A 21,251-nucleotide genomic window follows, 5' to 3' on the forward strand; every position below is an offset into this window, starting at 1 on the left:
CTATTCTAATTGGAATATTTTTAGCCTTGGTATCTTGCACCAAATTCGGAAAGAATATTTATGTCAATTTTGAGGTTCTTCCTAACCAGGATAATTCAAACGATCAATTACTAGAAGAATGATCTAAAGGTATTCTTTGTCCTGATTAGTGCATCTTTTTCCGCTTTTTGGAACACTTCATTTTCTTAACCAAATCCTAATCTCCAAACAGATTGTCATGTCTGAGATAATGCGTATCTTCACGTGAATAAATTTAAAGTGGATGAGCAAACAAAAGCGTCATGTACTTTCATTGGAAACTTCTGTAGACTTTGAACTGATCGGGATCTGTTCGCACCACAGTGATTATCGTTTGGCTTGGGGAATCAATAAGATTTTGGAGCTTGAGCTGACGAAAAGTGAAGAGCCGTTTGTGATTCAATCCAAAAAAGGAACAGTCGTTTCACAACACAGTTTTCATGTATTTATCGATGAGGTGGATCACATGGAATGGTATTTAATTAAGAATAAATCGGAAGGAAAATTCCTGATCCCTGAAAAAAACCAAATTGATTACTTTTTAATTCTAAGAGAAAATGTACTCCACGAATTAGATGAGTTGGTTGAACGGATTCGGGAATCGAACAGTGTGATGGCTGCTTATGTTTTTGAAGCAGAATCAATCCCTTCCGCAGAACTAATAATTTTCGAATGAAAAAAACCAAAATTGTAGCAACCTTAGGTCCGGCTACCGCGGATAAAGAAGTATTAAAACAAATGATATTGGATGGTTTGAACGTATGCCGTTTGAACTGTTCACACGGATCGCATGAAGATCACAAGAAAAGCATCGACATGATCCGTGAGATTAACAAGGAGACCGGTTTGAATGTGTCGATCCTGGCCGATTTACAAGGTCCGAAGATCCGAACGTATGAAATGGAGAACAATGGCGTGATGATGAAAGAAGGCGCGATTGTGACGATTGTAACCGAACGCATTACAGGAACAGCAGAAAAATTTGGGATCAGTTATTCCCTGATGCCCCGTGATGTGCAACCGGGAGAACGCATTTTGCTCGATGACGGGAAATTGCAGATGGAGATCGTGGAAACGAACGGGGAATCAGAAATCAAAGCGAGAGTGATCCACGGTGGAATCCTTTCTTCCAAAAAAGGAGTGAATCTGCCGAATACCAAAATATCTCTACCATCACTGACTGAAAAGGATCGGGAAGATTTGGAATTTGCACTGAATAATGATGTGGACTGGATTGGATTGTCATTCGTCCGTTCAGCAAGAGATATCATTGAGCTAAAGCACATTATCTCGAATCGTCAAGCAAAAGCACGGGTGGTGGCAAAAATTGAGAAACCGGAAGCGATTGAGGACATTGATGAGATTATCAAAGTAACGGATGCATTAATGGTTGCGCGTGGTGACCTGGGCGTGGAAATTCCGTATCAAAATGTTCCGTTGATCCAGAAAATGCTGATCCGTAAAGGTCATCAGTTTGCAAAACCGGTGATTGTGGCAACTCAAATGATGGAAAGTATGATTACCAATGTAACTCCCACACGCGCAGAGGTAAACGACGTAGCCAATGCCGTTTTGGATGGAGCGGATGCGGTAATGCTTTCTGGAGAAACATCTGTAGGAAAATTCCCGATTGAGGTTATCCGTACGATGGTGAATATCGTAAATGAGATGGAGAAATTTGAAGGAATCTATCACAAAGACCAGCTTCCGGATAAATCACAGTCGCGTTTCATTTCGGATTCGATCTGTTTTAATGCCTGTCGATTGGCTCAACGAGTGGAGGCAGATGCCATTATTACCATGTCATATTCCGGATATACGGCTTATAAAATCGCGTCCCAAAGACCCAATGCACCAATCTTTGTTTTTACCGGGAACAAGCAGATCATTACTCAATTGAGCCTGGTTTGGGGTGTAAGAGCGTTCTATTACGATAAAAAGGTCAGCACCGATCATACGATTGCGGATATTAAATACCTCCTTGCCAAAGAAGGATTGTTGAAACAGGGAGATTTGGTGATTAATATTGCTTCTATTCCGATCGAAGAGAATGGAAAATCAAATATGTTGAAATTGAGTTACGTAGAGTAAACCAACGATTCTGATAGTTAAAACAAAACCCCGGTGATCTTTAGGATACCGGGGTTTTTCATTTAAACAAGTGAATATTACTGTCGCTTACTTTTCAAAAGAAACAGTGAGGATTTTCGCCTTTTTTATACGAATGAATTGACTCATATAATCTGTCGGCGAAGTTTGAACACTGCTTCCGAGAGCAGGAACATAATTTCCGATTTGATCTTTCGTAAATACGTCTTTTGACTTACTGCTTCCATCTTCCTTGCTGATCTCGGCCATTTTCATTTTGTTTTCTTCCATAAACACAACATAGAAATAATCTTCTACGTTGTGAAAGAGCATCTGGCCCGCCATGGCATTGGTCGCATGATGGAACTTCTTAAAGCGTTGAACCCATTCGATTTCCCCGTCTTTATTTGTACGAACCGTGATTAAATCCGCATGGATGTAATGTGGTGTTGTATGTCTGTTTCCCTTGGAATCCGTATAGGTCGTTTCATAGTAGCGGAAACGCTCAGCTACCAGGATCGAGCTTCCATCCTTGTTCGGGATTACTTCTCTTACCAGATACTCGTAAATATCGTAATCCTTGCCTTTGTTCATTTTCTTCTCGGTCTTGTTCTTCTGTCTTTCGGACATGTTTTCCGTAATGAAATCAAAGGTAAAAGGATGAATGTCTTCGCTGACCTTCTCACCGGTATTTGTATCGTAGATTTGCGTAAAGACACCCCCGGAATCATCGGATCGTTTAACTCCTGAGCTGTAGAAACCGGAAATATGCAATTTCCCGGATGCATCCAGGGCACATTCAAAATCAGAAATACTGTTCCCGATGTCTCTCAAAGTGATCTCAAATTGCTGTAGATTTTCACTTTTTCGGTCAATCAGGTAGAAATCAAGTTTATCGGATTCATTCTTTCCACCCTTTGTTTTACAGGTAAAGGCAATGAATTTTTCAGAAATGATGTAATTACTGAAGCTGGTTTTCTCGTAATCTCCCGCTACATCAAACTCCGTTTTCATACTTGTTTTCAGCTCATTGTCAATAACAAAAAGTGTTGCTTTTGAGTTTCCGGATCCTTTGGATGATTGAACGACCAATGCAAATTCCTGGTTATTTTTCGGATCGAAAAAAGAGTTTACATCGTTTTTTTGTTTTCCTTTTTCAGGAAAAGAACCTATTTCAAGTGTATTGCCCTGTGCCAGATTGTCTTTTTCGTATTCGATCAGGTAAATGCTGCGCATTCCCGTCTTTTTATCCAGGTTGCTTACGGTTTGGATCAAGCGATTATCGATCATCTTCATATCGAGCGGTGCACGGTACATTCCCAATTTGTAAATATCCGTTTTCATCGGTACTTTTTTGGAAAGTACCAGGTTCATCTTCGCGTCGAATTTATTGATGATGTATTTGAATCCGATCGGGATCATCATCAAATTAAGCCCTTTGACACTGAGTGAATACATATACGTCCCATCGGAACCAAGAGTCATGAAACCGAATCCTTTTCCTTTTGCTTCTTCGGATAGTTCGAACTTGGCATCAAATACGGTTTTTTTGGTTTGACCAAAGATGTGTAAGTGAGCTGAAAAAAGGAAAAGTGTTAAAAACAGAGCTGTTCTTTTCATTTAGATGGCGATTAAAATTTCAGTGCAAAATTAGCTTTTTCATGCCGTTATTTAACAGCAATAACCGCAGAAAATCAAATAATTTTAAAATAGATTAAGGATCAGGATGTTAACCGGCGAATTAGTCCAGCTTTCCTGCCAAAGTAAAGCCAATCCGTTTTGCAAACTGTTTTCCACTGCCATCAGCAGAAAAGGCTTCAATAACTGCAATGTAAATTCCGATAGGTGCTTTTTGATTATTCGACAGCACACCATCCCAGGTAAAACTTCCCTGCTGACCCAATAACTCACTGGAAAACAAGGTGTGAACTTCGCGTCCCTGATTATCGAAGATTTTGAGGGTAGCGATCATTCCTGCATCAAAATTGTATTGGAACAACAAGACATCCTGGAAACCATCATTGTCCGGTGAAAAAATCGGTTCTGTAGCCCCGAATGTCGAAGAAACACTTCCGGACACATATTGGGAATTCATTTTTCCCGGAGTTCCGAATCCGATCGTTTCTGCAGCAGTATGCCAGTTGGAAGCGCTGGATGAAGCCCCTTCCGGATTAATGCGTTCCAGAGTTTTGTTTTCCGTGTCATCGATGAGTGATAAATGCCAGTCTTCCCGGTAACTTACTTTATCCAGTACAATTGAATTGTAGAGAAGTTGGATGGTGGATGAATCATTGTTCAATGACGGAAGCGAAGTAACATAAAATCGTCCCGGAACGGATTGTGGAAATGTACTTTTTTGATAATTGCTGTCCGGAGTCAATACAACATAAGCTCCCGGGTCCAGGAAATAGTTTTGGGTCAATTGAACGGTATCTTCATCCAGATTCGTGACAAACAAATCCTTCAGGTTAAGGACTTTGGCAGAACGATTGTAGAGTTCCACAAAATCAGATCCGCCGGTTGCAGGATCGAATAAGATCTCGTTAATCACCAAATCTCCCGCTTGCGGTACATCGGCTAAAGCGAAACTTCCGCTCAAGGTAGTTGCATTTAACCAGCAATCGCTCACGGAACCGTAAGAAAAACTATAGTGCTGACTAAACACCAGGTTTTCATTAAAAACAATTGTGGCCTGATTACTGAAAGTGGATGCAACGGAAACGGATTGAACCGTCAGGTTTGGATTTGAAGTGAAAACAGCATTGACCAAACTCGCAGAATCCATTCCTTCTGAGAAATGAACTTCCAGGTAATTCGGACTAATTGCAATCAAACTGCTGATTTGTGGAATCTGGGTATCCGGGGTAATCGTATACACCGAATTTTGGGCACCCGGGGTTCCGCCATTTGCATTTGTGGAAGCAATCCAATTCGAAGAATCAGAACATGGATCGTTGGGATTGATCAGTTCCAGGCTATAACCGCCGCTTTTTTTAATCGGATCCCTGTACCAGTTGTCTGTATAGGAAATGTTGTCAATAATGATCCCGGAATTGTCTTTCAGAATCGCGTCATCACTTGAGTTGTTGTAACTTGGAAAACTGCTCACACCATACGATCCCGCAAATTCGGGGGTGTTTGCCGAGGCACAGAGAATTTTATACTGACCCGGATTAATGAAACCTGATAAAATCGTTCCGTCACCACTTAGGTCTCCTAATTTCCAACCGGATAGGTCGATGTATTTGTTACTCTTATTGTAGATTTCAACGAATTCCAGCTCCGGCAGGCCAATGACAGGAGTGGGATCGACCATGACCTCTGAGATGATCACATCTCCTTTCACGGCAGTTTCACCCACCAAATAGCTAAAGTTCCCGGTCAAATTAGTTGCCGTATTTCCAAAAGCATCTTCAATGCTTGAAACTGTGACCGTGTAGTTTTGTCCGTTAGTGAGTGAGGAAGCCAGGTTTAAATGAAGCAAAGCTGTATTTGTACCGTCAACAGAAACAGCACCGACAACTACCGACGGATTTAGCGTATAGTTGCTTGTAAGGAGCAAATTTGCTCCACCAACCGGCTCACTAAACAGCAGATCGACCTGAGAATTGGTAATCGCTGTTGTACTTACAAGTATTGGTGCCTGGGTATCTACAATTTCATCCCCCACATAGACATCATCATAATAAAACTTGGTTGCATTGGAAGCAGTGTAAGTCTGGAAAACACCGAAATGAGTTCCGGTAAGGGCTGCTGCATCCGTTCCGGTGTAAGCACTTCCGAAGTTTGTACCGCCGCTTGCATCGACATATAATTTCCAAAGACCGGTATTGTCTCTCACAACTTTCACCCGTACCGCGAATGAAGTTGCGATTTGTCCGTCCGGAGCAGCACAAATCTGGGTAGAGACTCCGGAAATCATTTTAAATAGGCGAACAGCATCTGTTGAACCGGCTTCCCCGAATTGCAGGTAAAATCCATCCGGATTGGTACTTAAATCGGCAGAAACGGAAGTGAGGTATACCCTTCCGAAATTGCTGGTGCTGGGAGCAAAGGTTTGCCGGACCAGGATTTCCCATTGTTTGTTGTCCAGGGAAGTTAAATTGTGAGGAGTTGATAGATAAGAGGTCGCAGCAATAGTATTGTTTAATTGTAATTCCTGACCTGCATTTACAATATACGTAGTGCTGGTACCATTCCACACCGGATTGGAAGTGAAATCTCCGTCTGAAAAATCGTCCGTAAGCTGGTTCCAGCTAAGGAATGGAAAAAGTAGTGTAAGAACAATGAAAAGTGCCTTCATATCAATTAAGTCGGATTAAATATACAAAAGTCGATTTTGATTGACCTAGTTTTCCTAAACTATTTATCTTTGAGAATCAAACTAACTTAAAATGAAAAAAGTACTTTTAATTGTCTCTACCTTATTTTTAATTCACAGTTCCTTTGCACAGAAATTGGCCGAGATCACCTGGTTCGGGATAGATTTTTCTCAAGCTAAAATGGTTGGATCTGCTGGTTTTACAGATCCCGCTAAAATTCAAAGTTATTATTTGAACGTTTGGAACAGTGTATTGATTACGGAATCTGACAAATACGATATAGCAAAGTATTATGGTGCAGCAAAGGTGAAAGTATCACTCGATGTCGTTAAAAAGGCAAATGATGAAGTAAATGCAGATGAACTTGTAACGGACAACACGTATAGTTTATCGGAGTCAGATGCGCAACAAGGGATACAGAAATACGTAGGCCAGGGAAATGGAACCGGATTGGTCTATATTGTGGAGTATTTCAGTAAGAGCGAAGAGCTTGCATCCATTTACGTCATTCAGTTCGATATTTCTTCCGGAGCTATTTCCAAAATGAAAAAATTAACCGGTAAAACCAATGGATTTGGTTTTAGAAATTACTGGCTCGGAGCTATAGAAAAGGTTATGAAGAAACGGTTGAAGTAGCATTACTTCAACCATTGAATAGATCCTGGAAATTTGAACATGATAATACCATGATGTTCGAATATAGCAAAATCGGAATATCGGTATATACCGATATTCCGATTTTGCTAAATAGCTATATTTATTTCAATGTTCGCTCAGGAATCTGCTGATTGATCAGCTTCTGGATGGCTTTCAAAGAACCTTTTTCCTCGCTGGAACACATCGTATAAGCAACCCCACTTGATCCAGCACGGCCTGTTCTGCCAATCCGGTGTACGTAAGTTTCCGCTACTTCTGGAATTTCAAAATTGATCACATATTCCAGTTGATCAATATCAATACCACGCGATGCAATATCAGTTGCAACTAAAAAATTCACGGTTCTATTCTTAAAACCGGCTAAAGCTCTTTCGCGTGCATTTTGGGATTTATCTCCGTGAATTGCTTCTGCTTTGTGCCCGGATTTCGTCAGTTCCCTGGCAACGCGGTCAGCTCCATGTTTTGTTCTCGTAAAGACAATGGCATGTGAAATGTTTTCACTTTTGATCAACTGCTTTAAGAAAGCACGTTTATCCGCTTTTTCAACGTAATAAACGAACTGATCCACGATCTCTGCAGTCGAAGAAACCGGTGTTACCCGCACATTCACCGGATCGAATAAAATTGTTCCCGCAAGTTCCATAATCGTCGGAGAAATGGTTGCGGAGAAAAAGATATTCTGTTTGTTCTTCGGTAAACGTGGAAGGATCTTTTTGATATCGTGGATGAATCCCATATCCAGCATCCGGTCTGCTTCATCCAGTACAAAATGGGTGATTTTAGACAAATGGATATGTCCCTGGTTCATTAAATCCAGCAACCGGCCGGGTGTTGCCACCAAAATATCGACTCCGGCATTCAATTGGTTGACTTGTTTGTTTTGATTCACACCACCAAAAATCACCATTGATCGCAACTTGGAAAATTTCCCGTAAGCTTTAAAACTGTCGTTGATCTGGTTCGCTAATTCGCGTGTTGGAGCCAACACCAGGCAGCGGATGGGTCTTTTTCCCTTAACAGGACCTTCCGGTTCCAAATGTTGTAATATGGGTAAAGCGAAAGCAGCTGTTTTTCCGGTTCCGGTTTGTGCACAACCAAATAAGTCTTTTCCTTCTAATAAACTGGGGATGGATTGTTCCTGGATAGGCGTGGGAGTAGTGTATTCTAATTCTTTTAGTGCGTCCAACAAATGGGGAAGCAAGTTTAATTCATCAAATTGCATGAAATTGTTCTATAAATGGTCCGAACTGATTGTCACGTGTGATGAACTTTTCCTCACTTCAAATCGGTGGAATGGTTTTTTCCGGTACAAAGGTACGATATTCATTTGAATTCGTGAAAATGTTCAAATGTTCAAATGTTCAAATGTTCAAATGTTCAAATGTTCAAATTCAATTTTTGAACAACTAAATTTTTTGAACCTTTGAACTCTTTCAACCTTTTGAACTTTTTAGTATTATTTTTGTGTAAAATTTTTTGGTTATGAGAATAGCAGTTGTCGGGGCAACAGGAATGGTTGGAAATGTGATGATGGAAGTGTTGAAAGAACGTTCATTTCCCATTACGGAATTAATACCAGTAGCTTCTGAGAAATCGGTTGGTAAGATGATCGAATTCGGAGGGTTGGAATTTCCGGTTGTGGATTTGGCAACGGCTGTTACAATGAAACCGGATGTGGCTATTTTTTCAGCAGGAGGTGAAACTTCTCTGAAGTGGGCACCGAGGTTTGCTGCGGTTGGTACAACGGTGATCGATAATAGTTCGGCCTGGAGAATGGACCCGGACAAAAAATTGATCATTCCCGAAATCAATGGAGATATCCTGACAGCTTCGGATAAGATCATTGCGAACCCCAATTGCAGTACGATCCAGCTATTGATGGCGCTCGCCCCACTTCACAAAGCTTATGGTGTAAAACGGGTGGTTGTTTCAACGTACCAATCCATTACGGGAACGGGAGTAAAAGCCGTTCAGCAATTGGAAAACGAGCGTAACGGTGTTTCCGGAGAAATGGCATACAATTACCCGATCGACAAAAACTGTATTCCTCATTGCGATTCCTTTCTGGACAATGGATATACCAAGGAAGAAATGAAATTGACCAATGAGACAAAAAAAATATTGGATCAGTCAATTTCAGTAACAGCAACAGCGGTGCGCGTTCCAGTAGTGGGCGGACATTCGGAAGCCGTGAATGTGGAATTCGAAAAAGAATTTGATTTGGCGGATGTCCGAAAGTTATTGCATGATACTCCGGGAATTACCTTGAAGGATGATCCGACGACCAATACCTACCCGATGCCCCGTTTTGCTGAATCAAAGGATGATGTATTTGTAGGAAGAATCCGCAGAGATGAGAGCCAGGAGAAAACACTGAACATGTGGGTAGTAGCCGATAATCTGAGAAAAGGCGCTGCTACCAATGCCATTCAAATAGCCGAGTTACTGATTGAGAAAGGGATTTTGGTTCCAATGACAGCCGGAACACACAATTAATCGCTTTCAAATACGTTATACCGATATGCAGAACAGAATTCTGATCTTATTGCTTTGTATGGCAGCTTCTTATTCCTGGAGCCAAAAAGCTTACAGACACAATGGGTTGTCACGTTCTGAAATTGGTTTCATGGCTGGTGGAAGTTACTATATCGGGGATTTAAATCAGGCGCATTTCAGACATACGAACCTGGCCGGTCAAATCCTGTACCGTTATAACATCAATGCACGACTGGCATACCGGTTGAATTTCACCTACGGAAAAATTGAAGGATATGATAGCGAACAAAACGGTGAATTTTATAAAAACAGGAATCTTTCCTTTCAATCGGATTTGTTTGAGTTCGGGTCCGGGATCGAAGTAACCTACTTTCCCTTTGAGATTGGGAATAGACGATATAAAGGGACGGCTTATTTATTGGCCGAATTATCTGTTACGCGGATTAATCCGATGACCAATTACAATGGGGCGATGATCGAATTGCAACCATTGGGAACAGAAGGCCAGGGAACAGAACTGGCTGACAGGGGAAAATATTCCCGTATTCAAATGGGTATTCCACTTGCCATTGGTGCTCGGATTTCACTGACTGAAAATATCGGGTTGAACCTGGAGTATGGAATTCGATTTTTGTTTACAGATTATCTCGATGATGTTGGCGGCTACCGGTATGCGGATCCGGTGCTTTTGGCCGCTCAAAATGGACCGACAGCTGCCGCGCTGAGCAATAGAAGTTTGGATGGAAACCGCTTCGGTCAAAGAGGAAATCGCGCTTCACGCGATTGGTATACCTTTTTCGGAATTGGTCTGATGATCAGAATGGGAGGAAAAGGATCCTGCCCTTCAGCATTCCAGTAATCTTGGAATGTGAATTTTTTTCAATTACAGTAAATTGCATATCTTCAAGACTCGGAAAAAGTAAGAAGAAAGAAATGTTTGTTAAGGAGTCGAAATTTTATCAGTGTGGGTAATACGGAGAAATCATGATATAGACCACCACTCCGCTTGCAGCAACATAAAACCACAAAGGCCAGGTAATTTTCGTCCATTTGCGGTGCTTGTCATATCTTCCTTCCCAGGCATACAGATAAGAGAATAGAACCATTGGGATTACCGCTACACTTAAAATAATGTGTGTGATCAAAATGATGTAGTAGGCAATTTGGCTTGCTGAAGAGATTTGTGACTTTTCATAATTATCCAAATTCCCCCCGCTTCCGTTTAAATCACCATAAACCGTTGGATCGGAAGTCATGTGATAAGCAATGTATAACAACAGGAATAGAACAGAAAGGCCCATGCATACTTTGATAATTCCTTCATGAAGGCTGATCTTTTTTTGTTTGATGGCAATGAGTGCAACAACCAAAAGAAAGGCAGTCAATCCGTTAATGGCTGCGTATATGGAAGGTAAGAAATGCCAATCATGTCCTTCGATCTTCACCTTGAACAGAGCGGCAACTACAACCGGGATAACGATAGAAAGTACGATGATTAATTTCCGGATACCGGGCTTAGTGCTTTGAGTTGATTCCATATTCGATTTCTAATAATTTGCGTAAATCCTTGTTCAATTTGTCTACATCCTGGGTTTGCGTTCCGCGATAAACCCCTCTTACATATCCTTCTCTGTCCACCAGGACCAATCCGTCGCTATGGGCGAATCCCCCGGCAGCCATCGGGTCTTTATCTGCATGGACCATGAAGTGCATCACGCCTAAACGGTGCGTTTTTGCTTCGTCACCGGTGAAAAACTGCCAGTTTTTTGCCTGAATGCCGTTGTTTTTAATGTATGCTTTCAGTACATGTGGCTGATCTGTTTTCGGATCGATGCTGAAGGACATAAACTGTACTTCCGAAGCAAGGTCCCGGGTCAGGATATTTAGCCGCTTCATTTGAGAAATCATTGGGGGGCAAATACTCGGACAACTTGTAAAAAAGAAATTGGCGATCCACACTTTTCCCTTCATGGATTGGGATGTGATGACAGCAGAATCCTGGTTCAAATAGGAGAATGCAGGAATTTTGGGATAGATCGTATCTACTGATTGAACACCATCTGTTTCAGAAAAAACAATGTCGTAATTCCCGAAATAGGGAAGTGCTTTCGGTTTCTTTTCCGGTTCTGTCTTGCAGGCAGTGAGAAGGATTGGAATCAGCGCGACATGTATTATCCGTTTCATATGCTTGTAATTAACTCTCTTTGAAAACTGCTCTAATCCGTTTTAGCGAATTCTTTTTCCCAAAGTGACTTGCTTGTTATTTGTCAGAGGTTTTACCTTTTCTTCTTCAATTTATAAGCTTTGATATCGTATTCTTTTTCCAGCAAAGCCATGTGATCACGCATGGTACGAATCGTACTTTCTGTTTTTCCGGGAAGTACCATTCTCAGATGATTACTCTTGTCTGCAAGTAGCATCAGTTCCTGGAAACCAAATCCACCGAAGTACTTTTTATCCTCTTGGAGTAAGGTTTGTCCGTTGTGTTTGATGTCGTAGAGTGCTTTAGCATCCCCTGTAACAACAATCCATATCGAAGGGTCAAATCCTTCCACGCGATCTTTCAGCATGAATTCCACGTCTTTGATACGCTTATCCGGGTTTCCGGCACCATCTGTCAAAACAGAGACCAGTTTCACGTGGCCCATTTTCTTTTTGTTTTCGCGAAGACTTTGGTAAATCAATTGGTCCAGGTGCCAGATAGTGATACCACATGAATCCGGACAGGAAGGCTGAATAGTGGTATAAATGACAATCTTGTCCTTAAAAGAACGGTTGGTATAGACTTTTCCTTTCGCATCGGTAAAGGAAAACTTCGGAATAACTCCATAATCATCCAGCTCTTTGAATTTGTGTTCGCAACCCCGAGTGGAAATGAATATTAAAATAAGAGCCGGTCCGAATAAAAGCAGTAGTGCGAACACTGATTTTAACGAACCGGCTTTAGAATTTGACTTAGCCATTGGCTATAAATCGTTTAAATGAACTATCCTCCGTATGTTTCCCAAGCTGTGTGGACTGCATTAGCCTCAGTCAGCGCAATGAAAATCAGATAAATAACAAAAATAAAATACGGAACTAAAATGCAGTACTTCAATACTTTGCGTTCATCACCTAAGTGCATGAATACCAATACGATGTAACCTGCTTTCAACAATGTCAAACCGATGAAGAGTAATTTAACGATCCACCACATTGAACTATCCTGGTGAACGGTCATCCCTACACCAACCTCAAAAGCTGTAATTAGGGTAAGAATTGCTGTGACTAACCAAATTTTGCGACGAATCTTCTTTCCCTGTTCTTCGCTATGGTGAGCATCTAATGAATATTCAATAATATCGTCTCTTTCCATGATCTGTATCTTTCAAAAAATTAAACTAAGTAGAAGAATGTAAATACGAACACCCAAACTAAATCGACAAAGTGCCAGTACAATCCTGTTTTCTCCACCATTTCGTAATGTCCGCGTTTGTGGTATTTCCCACTGGAAACTCCTAAGAAGATCAAGATATTGATTACAACTCCTGAGAATACGTGGAATCCGTGGAATCCTGTAATGAAGAAGAAGAATTGTCCGTACTGGGAAGGACCGTATTCGTTGCTTTGTAAGTCAGCACCGTAAATGATGGCTCCTTTTTTTCCTGAGTTAACAGATTCCCAATATTTCACTTCGGCATCTTTTCCATGGATCTTGGTCACTTTCGCTAAAGAATGACCGGTCCCATCTGTTTTGATGATCAACTCCATGTGTTCATCGTTGTGTTTTTTCCAGGTTGCAACCGAACCGTCATGCAAAGTGATTTTTCCGTCTTTCACTTGTCCGTTCATAACCGCTGTGCGGAAATGGTGGAACAATTCGTCCGGAGTTTCTTTGATAACGTCTCCAACTTTGTGGTGTTTTCCTGCCTGAACTACTGTGAAGCTTTCCAAATCTCCAAAATGACCTTTCACAATTGCGCGGGATCCCGTGTGTTCTCCCGAAAGGATTTCAACACTTCCGAAATGAGAACCATGAATAAAGTGAGACCACTCCCAGGCCTGAGACCCAAGGAAGAAGAAACCACCGATGATCGTAGCGATCATCCACTTCATCACTCCTTTTTTGTCCATTCGGTGACCAGCTTCAACTGCGAGTACCATCGTTACAGAGGATACGATCAAAATGAAGGTCATTAATGCAACGTACATCAATGGATAACCGTGACCTAAGAAAGGTAAGGAGTCAAAAGTCTCTTCACCGATCGGCCATGCGCTTTGCGTCGTGTGGCGCGTATAACCATAAGCAACTAACAATCCACCGAATGTCAATGCATCCGATACTAAGAAAAACCACATCATTAACTTTCCGTAACTTACGTTAAACGGTGAAGTCTTCCCGCCCCAAGCGGTTGTAGCGTCGACATGTGTTGTAGCGTGTCCAGCCATTTTATAATTTTTTGTGCAAGTTTAATGAATAAAAAGCAAAAAAAGCAACAAATAGATCCATAATACACCTAAAAAATGCCAGAAAATAGCAAGGGTGCGCACAGGAAGGAAATTGTCAGCTGCTAATTTACCTGATAATGAACGAATTGAGGCTCTTAATACAAAAATCAGCGTAACCAAAATATGTAATAAGTGTAAAAAAGTCAGGATATACAGATAAGAAGTCGCGGTGTCGGAAGACGAATCCATTTTCAACTGAAGTGGTGCACTTAAAGGAACTCCTTTATAATATAAGGTTCTGTCTTTATAATCCAGTTCCTGATTTTTATAGTAGATCTTAAAGTCTTTTCCATATTTTCCTGCATGGAAGAAATCACCGCGTCCGTCACGAATATGCCATGAAAACTCTTCTAAGCGGATCAGATCTACATGCTGTAATTCAACCGTATCCTGAATATAGAACTTTCCATTCTTTAGGCGAACTTCCTGGTTTTTATAGCGAAGAGTGTATTTATCCAAACCGGTGATCTTCGGATTTTTTTCTTTGGAGATCCGTTCAAATTGTTTTGCAAAAGCACTGATCTCCTTTTTCTGTTCATCCGAAATAACCTTATCGGCGATCAGGTAATCGTTCCCATCAACTTCCATGTACTTCCCATCCACCTGAAGCTCGTAATAAGAACCATAACGTCCTTCTGAAACAGTGATCTTTGATGATAGAAAGGCACCGCTTTGATACAGTTCCTTATATCCTTTAAATTGAAAGTAAGCAAATCCCACACCAAGGATAAACGTCAAAGGAACAACTGTTTTCAAAATGTTGGCATTTCCTTTTTGTGCAAGTTTAATCCCCACAAACAGGACAATACTGCTTAAAACGATCAGTGCGGTCGAAATATAAAATGCCGGTGGAAAGTCATACTTTACCCAAAAGGTATCGCCAGCACTTACAATGTATCCGGAGGACAAACCGGCAAACAGCATCATGATACCGAAAATACCTACATAAATGAGGTTTTTCTTCATCTTCTCCCGTACCTCGGGAGTCAATTCTTTCTCGTAATCGATTTGAGACATAGTTTTTTTAAAAAAGAGTACCGTGCTGCCATAAAGCATCCAGGATTTCAGGGAGCTTTCTGTCGAACACATATAAAAATTGAACAACCGGTAACCAAATAAAGGATGCAAACATCAATTTTTTGGCATCAGCAATAGTCAGGCTCAGGAATAATTTATAAGATTGAAGGAAGAATAGGATGGAGCAGCTTCCTGCTACGATTAATGTAATATCACTTGTCCAGCCCATCAGCCAGGGCAATAATGAAAAGGGAATCAGTGCCAATGAGTAGATCATGATCTGGAAAGCCGATCCTTTCGTACGACCGTCTTTGGACGGTAATAAGGAAAAACCTGCTTGCTGATAATCGTCGTACACCACCCATGCGATCGCCCAGAAATGTGGGAACTGCCAAACGAATTGTACAAAAAACAACACTCCCGGAACCAATCCGAAACTGTCAGATCCGGCAACAGCCCCGATCATAGGAGGAAGAGCTCCCGGAAATGCCCCGATAAAAACAGCCCAGGTTGAAATGCGCTTCATGGGAGTATAAATGAAAACGTATGATACAAATGCAGCCAAACCAAGCAGCATCGAACCTAAATTCAATTGGTAAAGCATCCACAATCCCGGAAGTAAACAAACGGCTATAACAGTTATTCCTTCGTTTACAGACATTTCTCCCATTGGAAGCGGTCTTTTTCCCGTTCGGTTCATCAGTACGTCCAATTCACGTTCCCAAATCTGGTTGGATCCGTTGGAAGCAGCAGTGACCAATAAACCACCGGCCATTAAGTAGACCATTTCCAGTCCGTCATGACCACCAACAAATAAATATCCGGAAAGGGCAGATAGAATAACAAGGGCTGAGAGTCTGAATTTGGTGAAATTCATGTACATCTTCACTTTTTTGCCGATACCCATAATTACTCTTTTTAAAGATTGTGCAAATGTACGCATCAACTTGTGAAGTTGTACCCAACTCCAATCCAAAATTTCAAATCGGGTTTAAATTAGATTGATTTTAGATAATAATTATTTCAAGTATTCTTTAAAATGAACCAAATGTTACTTAGTTCTTACCTCTTATTAATTCCTACAGCTTAGATTTAACTTTAAGGATATCTTTGTTCTGTATCAGGTTATGAGATCCTTTTTTGGATTCTCAAAAATCGGGTCATAGGTGTGTTAGTTTGAGGGAGGAAGTGGTAAGCCTCCCTCTTTTTTGTGCTAAAATTTGCTTTTCAATATGAAAATGACCTTTTCATATTGAACGAAAACAGAATCCCTGAAGTTCTTCACCGTTTTTCCGTCGATTTGTTTACACCCTTTATTTACAGCTTAATCGCGATTGGTTCGATTCAATGTTCTTTCCTTTGGCACAAACTTCGTTTACCTGTTTCCGGATTAAAATATACGATTATGAAAAAGGTACTGGTATTTACGTTGATGATTGTTTGTGCGGGTTTCATAATTCAATCATGTAAGAAGAACAATCAAGTCTCTCAGGGACAAATGGAAGTTAGAATGACGGATTCACCGGGTGATTTTGTGTCATTGAATGTTGAAATCCTGAAAATTGAAGCCTACCTGGAAAATTCCGGATGGGTTACGATCAATGAAACTTCCAAGGAGATCAATATCCTGGACCTGACAAACGGAGCAGAAGTGACCATTGCAAGTGCAACTACGGTTCAGCCGGGTACATACACCAAATTGAAATTGACTTTCAGCGGTGAGAACAGTTTGACATTTAACGGATCAAATGGTTCAAATACAGTGAATTTGTCCTTCGGATCTAATTTCTCCGGACAGGTTGAAGTGCCGATTCATTGCCAGGTAAGTTCAGGAGTTACCTCCAGTATCTTGCTTGACTTCAATGTAGGATCATCCATTGCACAAACCGGTGGAGCTTATACACTGAATCCGATAATCGCAGAAATTACGGATCCGGGAACAGGTCTTCAGGGTCAGGTGAGCGGAGCTTCTCATGCTGCGATCAGTTTAAGCAACAGTTTCTATACCGGAAGCACGTATATCAACCAGAACGGGTACTTTATGATCAGAGGAGTTCCGGATGGAACTTACCTTCTGAAGATTGAGGCAAGAGCAGAAGGGGAAGTGTTGGCGTCCCAAAAAAGCATACAAAACGTGACGATTACGAAAGGCCAGATAAAAAATGTGGGTTCGATCCAGATCTGACGTTTTGTGAGATGAGAAATAAATTAACAGGAAAGGGATTTCAGCTAATGGAATCCCTTTTTTATCAGCGAATTTTCCGTTCGTTGAATAAATTACTACGCATTCCCAGGCAAATAAGCGGAGTGGTGCTTGTTCCCATCTCGCCCCAACTGTACTGCATCCCTGCCTGAACATATAATTCCAATTGCAGCTTGATTAAAGTCGTTGAAGCATTGGCTTGAAGGGAAACGGCCCGTTGTGTGATTCCCTGGCCGATTGTGTTCCCAAATTCTTTGGGATGGGATGTATAACTTTTATAAATGTCGCCGCCATAACTGACAACTGAATCATCGTATCCTTTCAGATAAAAAGAAGAAAAAAGTGTCAGTTGAAAATGGGTGAACGGAATTTGGGCCGTCGCAAGCAGTTCGGCAAAATTGCTTCCCAAATAATGACCGAGAGGCAATCCCATGGAGCCGTTATTTTGTCCGGAAGAAATGTGAGAGAACGTATAGGGTCTGACTAAATTCCCTTCCAATTGATACGACCAGTGTTTGAAGCGTCCTTTTATTCCTAGTTGCACCCCGTATTTATTTGCCCACCATTTGGAGCGTTTTTTGATTTCTTTTAAGACGAATTCATCCAGCGGCAATTGAAAGTACACACAGTGTCTTTTATTTGAGAAATAATAAGACGATTGCAAAGCGAGTAAAACATTATCGGTAGAACCTAAACTATATTCCTGTGGACGAAAGAACACGAACGGATTTAAATATTCCACTTCATAACCCCGCTTATAGGTGCTGTCTTTTGATTGGAAAATCACGGATTCCAGCAACATAATATTGAAATTCGAACCGATGTTCAAACTCAGGTAATGGGTAGTATTGTATTTCCAATCGCGGGTTTTATCAGCGTAATTATTATCGTGTAGAAATTGGTAGAGCAACCCGTATTCGAGGTTCCAGAAATTCACCCGGAACTGAACGAAGGGATTAGGGGCAACCTGATCTCCCTGGATCAATGATCGGTATCCCTCGCCAAAAAACTGGTTATCGATCCCGGCACTGATGTGCAGCATTTCATTCGGCGTATAACCCAAACGGGTGCGAATATCCGTAAACCAAAAAGACGTTCGGTTTTGCAATGGCGAAAAAGCAACATGTGTCTGAGTATAATCTTCCCGTAAACTCCACCCCGAAGTCAATAAAGTGCGATTGTACCATTTTCCCCAGGTTTTCTCAAAATTAAATCCAATTGCCGCGCGGTAACTGAGAGCGGTATCGTATTGAAAATAACTGTCTGTTGCCGGAAGAATGGCGAAACTCCGGTTCGATCCTTTAGGACTGAAATGTGCATTAAAAATGCTGGTATCTCCATCAAAAATAAGTGTGTCTTTTTGATTCGATTGGATCGGTGTGTAGCGAATCATCGGTTGCACCGAATGATGGATCGTTTGGGAAGATGTAACATCTGGTTTCAGGTTCAGATGGCGAATTCGGTCGATACTTGCCTGCGAATAGCCGAAGGAAGCAAAAAAGAGCAGCGCTATGAGAAATTGAATCCGCATCAGAAGTCGAAATAATGGTTATTAAGCGCGGTTCGTATCCCGATATTGAACCAGTAAGATTGACCATCCTGTAGAGGATTCTTCACCATACGCAATTTAGCGGAACCAAAGATTTCCAGGCCGTACAGGTGATTGAAGTTGTAACCCAGTTCGACGTTTTCGTAGAATACCTGTTGGTTCAAGCCGGTGTTCAATGCATAAAGCGGCAATAATTGTCGGTAATTCGCTGATTGGCTGATATAATAATTAGTCGAAGAACTAACGAACAAGTGATTCCATTCTCCCCGAAGCCTGAATACGATTTCATCCACTCCGGCTCCTATCGGATGACCGACCGGCAGATTGAAGTTGCTGTAATGAATGCGCGGATTGGAAGCTTGGTACGCATTTGCTGATGTATGATTGTATTCCAGGTGAACCAGGTAGTTGTGTGATTGAAAAGGCCAGTAACGGATCCCAATCTGACCGACATCACTGGATTTGGAATAAGGATTTCTCCCGTATTGACCGTATAAAAGCATTTTCCAGATCCGCCAGTTAAAGTCCAAACCCAGATAAGCATAGCTTTTTCCATTGATTCCTTCCTGAATGGTCGCCGCTCCCGGAATGGGAATGTAAAATCCGCCTTCAACCGCTTGTTTTTGAATGGAATCTCCCCGGCTCCATGTTCCGCCTTCAATTAACCCGATGCGAAGGTGCTTCGTTGGCTGGAAGTAAATCGAAGCGAGACTTAAGGCTTTTCGCTCATACAGGGCTTCACCATTCGTGGAATAAGGAATGCGAAGCATATTCAGTCCCTGCATTCGTATGAGTTGGAAGTTCCATTTCTCACCCAGGGAATAATTGATTCGGAAATTCATGGTGGGAAGTGAATTATCGGAGTAAAGAACCGACCGGTAACCACTTCCGATAAAAATCGGGTTGTTTCCAACCGAAACCGACAGGCTTTTCAGCACTTGCCATTGCACCATTCCGGTTGCATAAGCATAATCAAAACCATTCGTTTTGAAGGGCTTTGTACGAGCACTTCCCGGGATTACCGCATTTGATTGCGTATAACTTGAATCCCCACTGTTCGGATAGAATTCTCCCCGATTAGTGACGTATTGCTGTGCATAATAAGGTAAAACAGCCTGATTTTCATAGAAAGAACCCGAGAAAAAAACCTTGTTTTTGATGCTTCCTTCCATGCGAAGACCACGGACATTTAAGTATTGGCGGATACTGGTATCTCCACGTTCCACGCCCATTTGAATATCTAAAATCGGGCTGACCCAAATCGCACCGTTATTCTTTACAAGTTGGATTAATTCCCGTTGGTAAATATAGTAGCCCACATTGGAATAGCGTGCTTTCTGCTCTTTTGCCGTGTTATAATAATTGACCTCGTTATCGGTCACCGGAAAAACAGGTACAAAGGATGAATCGGTAAAAAAAGAAACATCCCTGAAATAGGATTCGATGGGTAGTACGCGGTATTCCTGTCCAAAAACGGGATAACTCAAAAACAATGAAATAACACTATATACCAGTACTCTCATTTCTTCAATCGCTCAAGAATTGGCTTGGTTTTTACAATGAAATAAGGGTTGTACAAATTTTCTTTATTGTACTTAAGCGGTTGGTTCGTTTCGGCATGTACCACCATTCCTCCCAGGGCCTCAATAATTGCTTGTCCGGCTGCAATATCCCATTCCATTGTAGGTGCAAATCTCGGATAAACATCTGCTTTTCCCAAGGCAAGGTCGAAAAATTTTAAAGCACTTCCCATTTTAATGAATTCCACCTCGCCGAATAATTCCCGCATGGATTCGTTGAACTTCAAATCACTTCCGGAATGATGAGACCTGCTTCCTGCAATTTTAAGTGGTGTGGAAATTGTGGTTTTAGGTTGAACTACTTTCCAGCGTTCAGCTTGATCTATCTGATCAAAATCCAGTAGGGACACACCAATCTCCTTTCCACCGAAAATAATCTCCTTGTTTGCAGGAGAAACAATGAATCCCAAAACAGGTTGGTTTTGGTAGACCAATGCAATACAAACGGCAAATTCCCCATTTTTTTTGATGAATTCTTTCGTACCGTCCAAGGGATCAACGATCCAGACATGTTCCCACGTTTTTCGTGTCTCAAACGGAGAGTTGATACTCTCTTCCATGATGGTCGGGATTCCCGTTTTTTCCAATGCCAGTTTAATAATTGAATTGGACAACAAGTCTGCTTTGGTTACGGGACTTCCGTCATGCTTCATGGATGGATCGAAATCTGTTTCATACACTTCCATAATAGCCTCGGAAGCTTCCACACAAGCTTTCAAAACGATGGGGATAAAAGACTGAATTTCTGCGCTAATCATTGGCTAAAAATAAGAAAAAGCGATAGCTTGAAGACTAAATTACGACAAACGTTAGTGCGAAAAGTGATTCGGGAT

19 protein-coding genes are annotated in these 21,251 nt (G+C 41.4%); 6 read left to right on the top strand and 13 right to left on the bottom strand.

The genetic code is table 11. The annotated features are described in order from the left end of the window. Positions 1-262: 262 nt before the first annotated feature. Positions 263-694, top strand: a complete 432-nt coding sequence (locus FO442_RS06755; protein ID WP_144332405.1) for an IPExxxVDY family protein — start codon at positions 263-265, stop codon at positions 692-694. After that, positions 691-2,109, top strand: a complete 1,419-nt coding sequence (pyk, locus tag FO442_RS06760; protein ID WP_144332406.1) for a pyruvate kinase — start codon at positions 691-693, stop codon at positions 2,107-2,109. Before FO442_RS06755 ends, pyk begins: the two co-directional genes overlap by 4 nt. 87 nt (positions 2,110-2,196) lie before the next feature. Here the strand turns inward: pyk and FO442_RS06765 are convergent, their stop codons facing one another. Both FO442_RS06765 and FO442_RS06770 read right to left on the bottom strand, forming a co-directional pair. Continuing rightward, positions 2,197-3,726 (bottom strand): hypothetical protein, encoded by a 1,530-nt coding sequence (locus FO442_RS06765; RefSeq protein WP_144332407.1) that lies wholly within the window; start codon positions 3,724-3,726, stop codon positions 2,197-2,199. 121 nt (positions 3,727-3,847) lie between these two features. Further along, a complete protein-coding gene (locus FO442_RS06770; protein ID WP_144332408.1) occupies positions 3,848-6,409 on the bottom strand; it encodes a lamin tail domain-containing protein in 2,562 nt (853 codons plus the stop codon). A 91-nt stretch (positions 6,410-6,500) separates the two neighbouring features. On the opposite strand from FO442_RS06770, the gene FO442_RS06775 reads away from it, so the two are divergent. Continuing rightward, the gene (locus tag FO442_RS06775) at positions 6,501-7,064 is read left to right on the top strand and encodes a hypothetical protein (RefSeq protein WP_144332409.1); all 564 of its coding nucleotides are present in this window, start codon (positions 6,501-6,503) and stop codon (positions 7,062-7,064) included. A gap of 121 nt (positions 7,065-7,185) precedes the next feature. Here the strand turns inward: FO442_RS06775 and FO442_RS06780 are convergent, their stop codons facing one another. Beyond that, entirely contained in the window at positions 7,186-8,307 is a 1,122-nt protein-coding gene (locus tag FO442_RS06780; protein ID WP_144332410.1) for a DEAD/DEAH box helicase, read from the bottom strand. A 260-nt stretch (positions 8,308-8,567) separates the two neighbouring features. Here FO442_RS06780 and FO442_RS06785 point away from each other — a divergent pair, with 260 nt between their 5' ends. Then, a complete protein-coding gene (locus tag FO442_RS06785; protein ID WP_144332411.1) occupies positions 8,568-9,581 on the top strand; it encodes an aspartate-semialdehyde dehydrogenase in 1,014 nt (337 codons plus the stop codon). A gap of 25 nt (positions 9,582-9,606) precedes the next feature. Next, positions 9,607-10,440 carry a type IX secretion system protein PorG gene (gene porG, locus FO442_RS06790; RefSeq protein ID WP_144332412.1) on the top strand — a complete coding sequence of 278 codons (834 nt, stop codon included), beginning with the start codon at positions 9,607-9,609 and terminating at the stop codon, positions 10,438-10,440. 100 nt (positions 10,441-10,540) lie between these two features. Here porG and FO442_RS06795 read toward each other — a convergent pair whose 3' ends face one another. The 7 genes from FO442_RS06795 to cyoE form a co-directional block, all read right to left on the bottom strand. After that, positions 10,541-11,119 (bottom strand): DUF420 domain-containing protein, encoded by a 579-nt coding sequence (locus FO442_RS06795; protein WP_144332413.1) that lies wholly within the window; start codon positions 11,117-11,119, stop codon positions 10,541-10,543. Beyond that, positions 11,097-11,765 (bottom strand): SCO family protein, encoded by a 669-nt coding sequence (locus FO442_RS06800; RefSeq protein WP_144332414.1) that lies wholly within the window; start codon positions 11,763-11,765, stop codon positions 11,097-11,099. The genes FO442_RS06795 and FO442_RS06800 overlap by 23 nt, the downstream gene beginning before the upstream one ends. A 92-nt stretch (positions 11,766-11,857) precedes the next feature. After that, entirely contained in the window at positions 11,858-12,544 is a 687-nt protein-coding gene (locus FO442_RS06805; protein WP_144332415.1) for an SCO family protein, read from the bottom strand. Positions 12,545-12,567: 23 nt separating this feature from the next. Beyond that, the gene (locus tag FO442_RS06810; protein WP_144332416.1) at positions 12,568-12,936 is read right to left on the bottom strand and encodes a cytochrome C oxidase subunit IV family protein; all 369 of its coding nucleotides are present in this window, start codon (positions 12,934-12,936) and stop codon (positions 12,568-12,570) included. 20 nt (positions 12,937-12,956) lie between these two features. After that, complete coding sequence (locus tag FO442_RS06815; protein WP_222101978.1) at positions 12,957-14,009, bottom strand: cytochrome c oxidase subunit 3; 1,053 nt, start codon at positions 14,007-14,009, stop codon at positions 12,957-12,959. Positions 14,010-14,030: 21 nt separating this feature from the next. After that, entirely contained in the window at positions 14,031-15,086 is a 1,056-nt protein-coding gene (locus tag FO442_RS06820) for a cytochrome c oxidase subunit 3 family protein (protein ID WP_144332417.1), read from the bottom strand. Between the two features lie 7 nt (positions 15,087-15,093). After that, on the bottom strand, positions 15,094-15,993 hold the full coding sequence (cyoE, locus tag FO442_RS06825) for a heme o synthase (RefSeq protein ID WP_186279949.1): 900 nt from the start codon (positions 15,991-15,993) through the stop codon (positions 15,094-15,096). Between the two features lie 498 nt (positions 15,994-16,491). Between cyoE and FO442_RS06830 the strand changes: the two genes are divergently transcribed. Then, the gene (locus FO442_RS06830) at positions 16,492-17,271 is read left to right on the top strand and encodes a DUF4382 domain-containing protein (RefSeq protein ID WP_144332419.1); all 780 of its coding nucleotides are present in this window, start codon (positions 16,492-16,494) and stop codon (positions 17,269-17,271) included. 64 nt (positions 17,272-17,335) lie between these two features. On the opposite strand, the gene FO442_RS06835 is transcribed toward FO442_RS06830, so the two are convergent. From FO442_RS06835 to FO442_RS06845, 3 genes are read right to left on the bottom strand one after another with little or no spacing between them, the layout of a single operon-like run. Further along, on the bottom strand, positions 17,336-18,820 hold the full coding sequence (locus FO442_RS06835; RefSeq protein WP_144332420.1) for a hypothetical protein: 1,485 nt from the start codon (positions 18,818-18,820) through the stop codon (positions 17,336-17,338). Beyond that, entirely contained in the window at positions 18,820-20,361 is a 1,542-nt protein-coding gene (locus FO442_RS06840; RefSeq protein ID WP_144332421.1) for a hypothetical protein, read from the bottom strand. The genes FO442_RS06835 and FO442_RS06840 overlap by 1 nt, the downstream gene beginning before the upstream one ends. Beyond that, positions 20,358-21,176, bottom strand: coding sequence for a 3'(2'),5'-bisphosphate nucleotidase CysQ family protein (locus FO442_RS06845; protein WP_144332422.1), 819 nt, complete (start codon positions 21,174-21,176; stop codon positions 20,358-20,360). Before FO442_RS06845 ends, FO442_RS06840 begins: the two co-directional genes overlap by 4 nt. Positions 21,177-21,251: the final 75 nt, after the last annotated feature.

The sequence above is a fragment of the Fluviicola chungangensis genome, assembly GCF_007558725.1.
In the GTDB taxonomy this organism is placed as follows: domain Bacteria; phylum Bacteroidota; class Bacteroidia; order Flavobacteriales_D; family Crocinitomicaceae; genus Fluviicola; species Fluviicola chungangensis.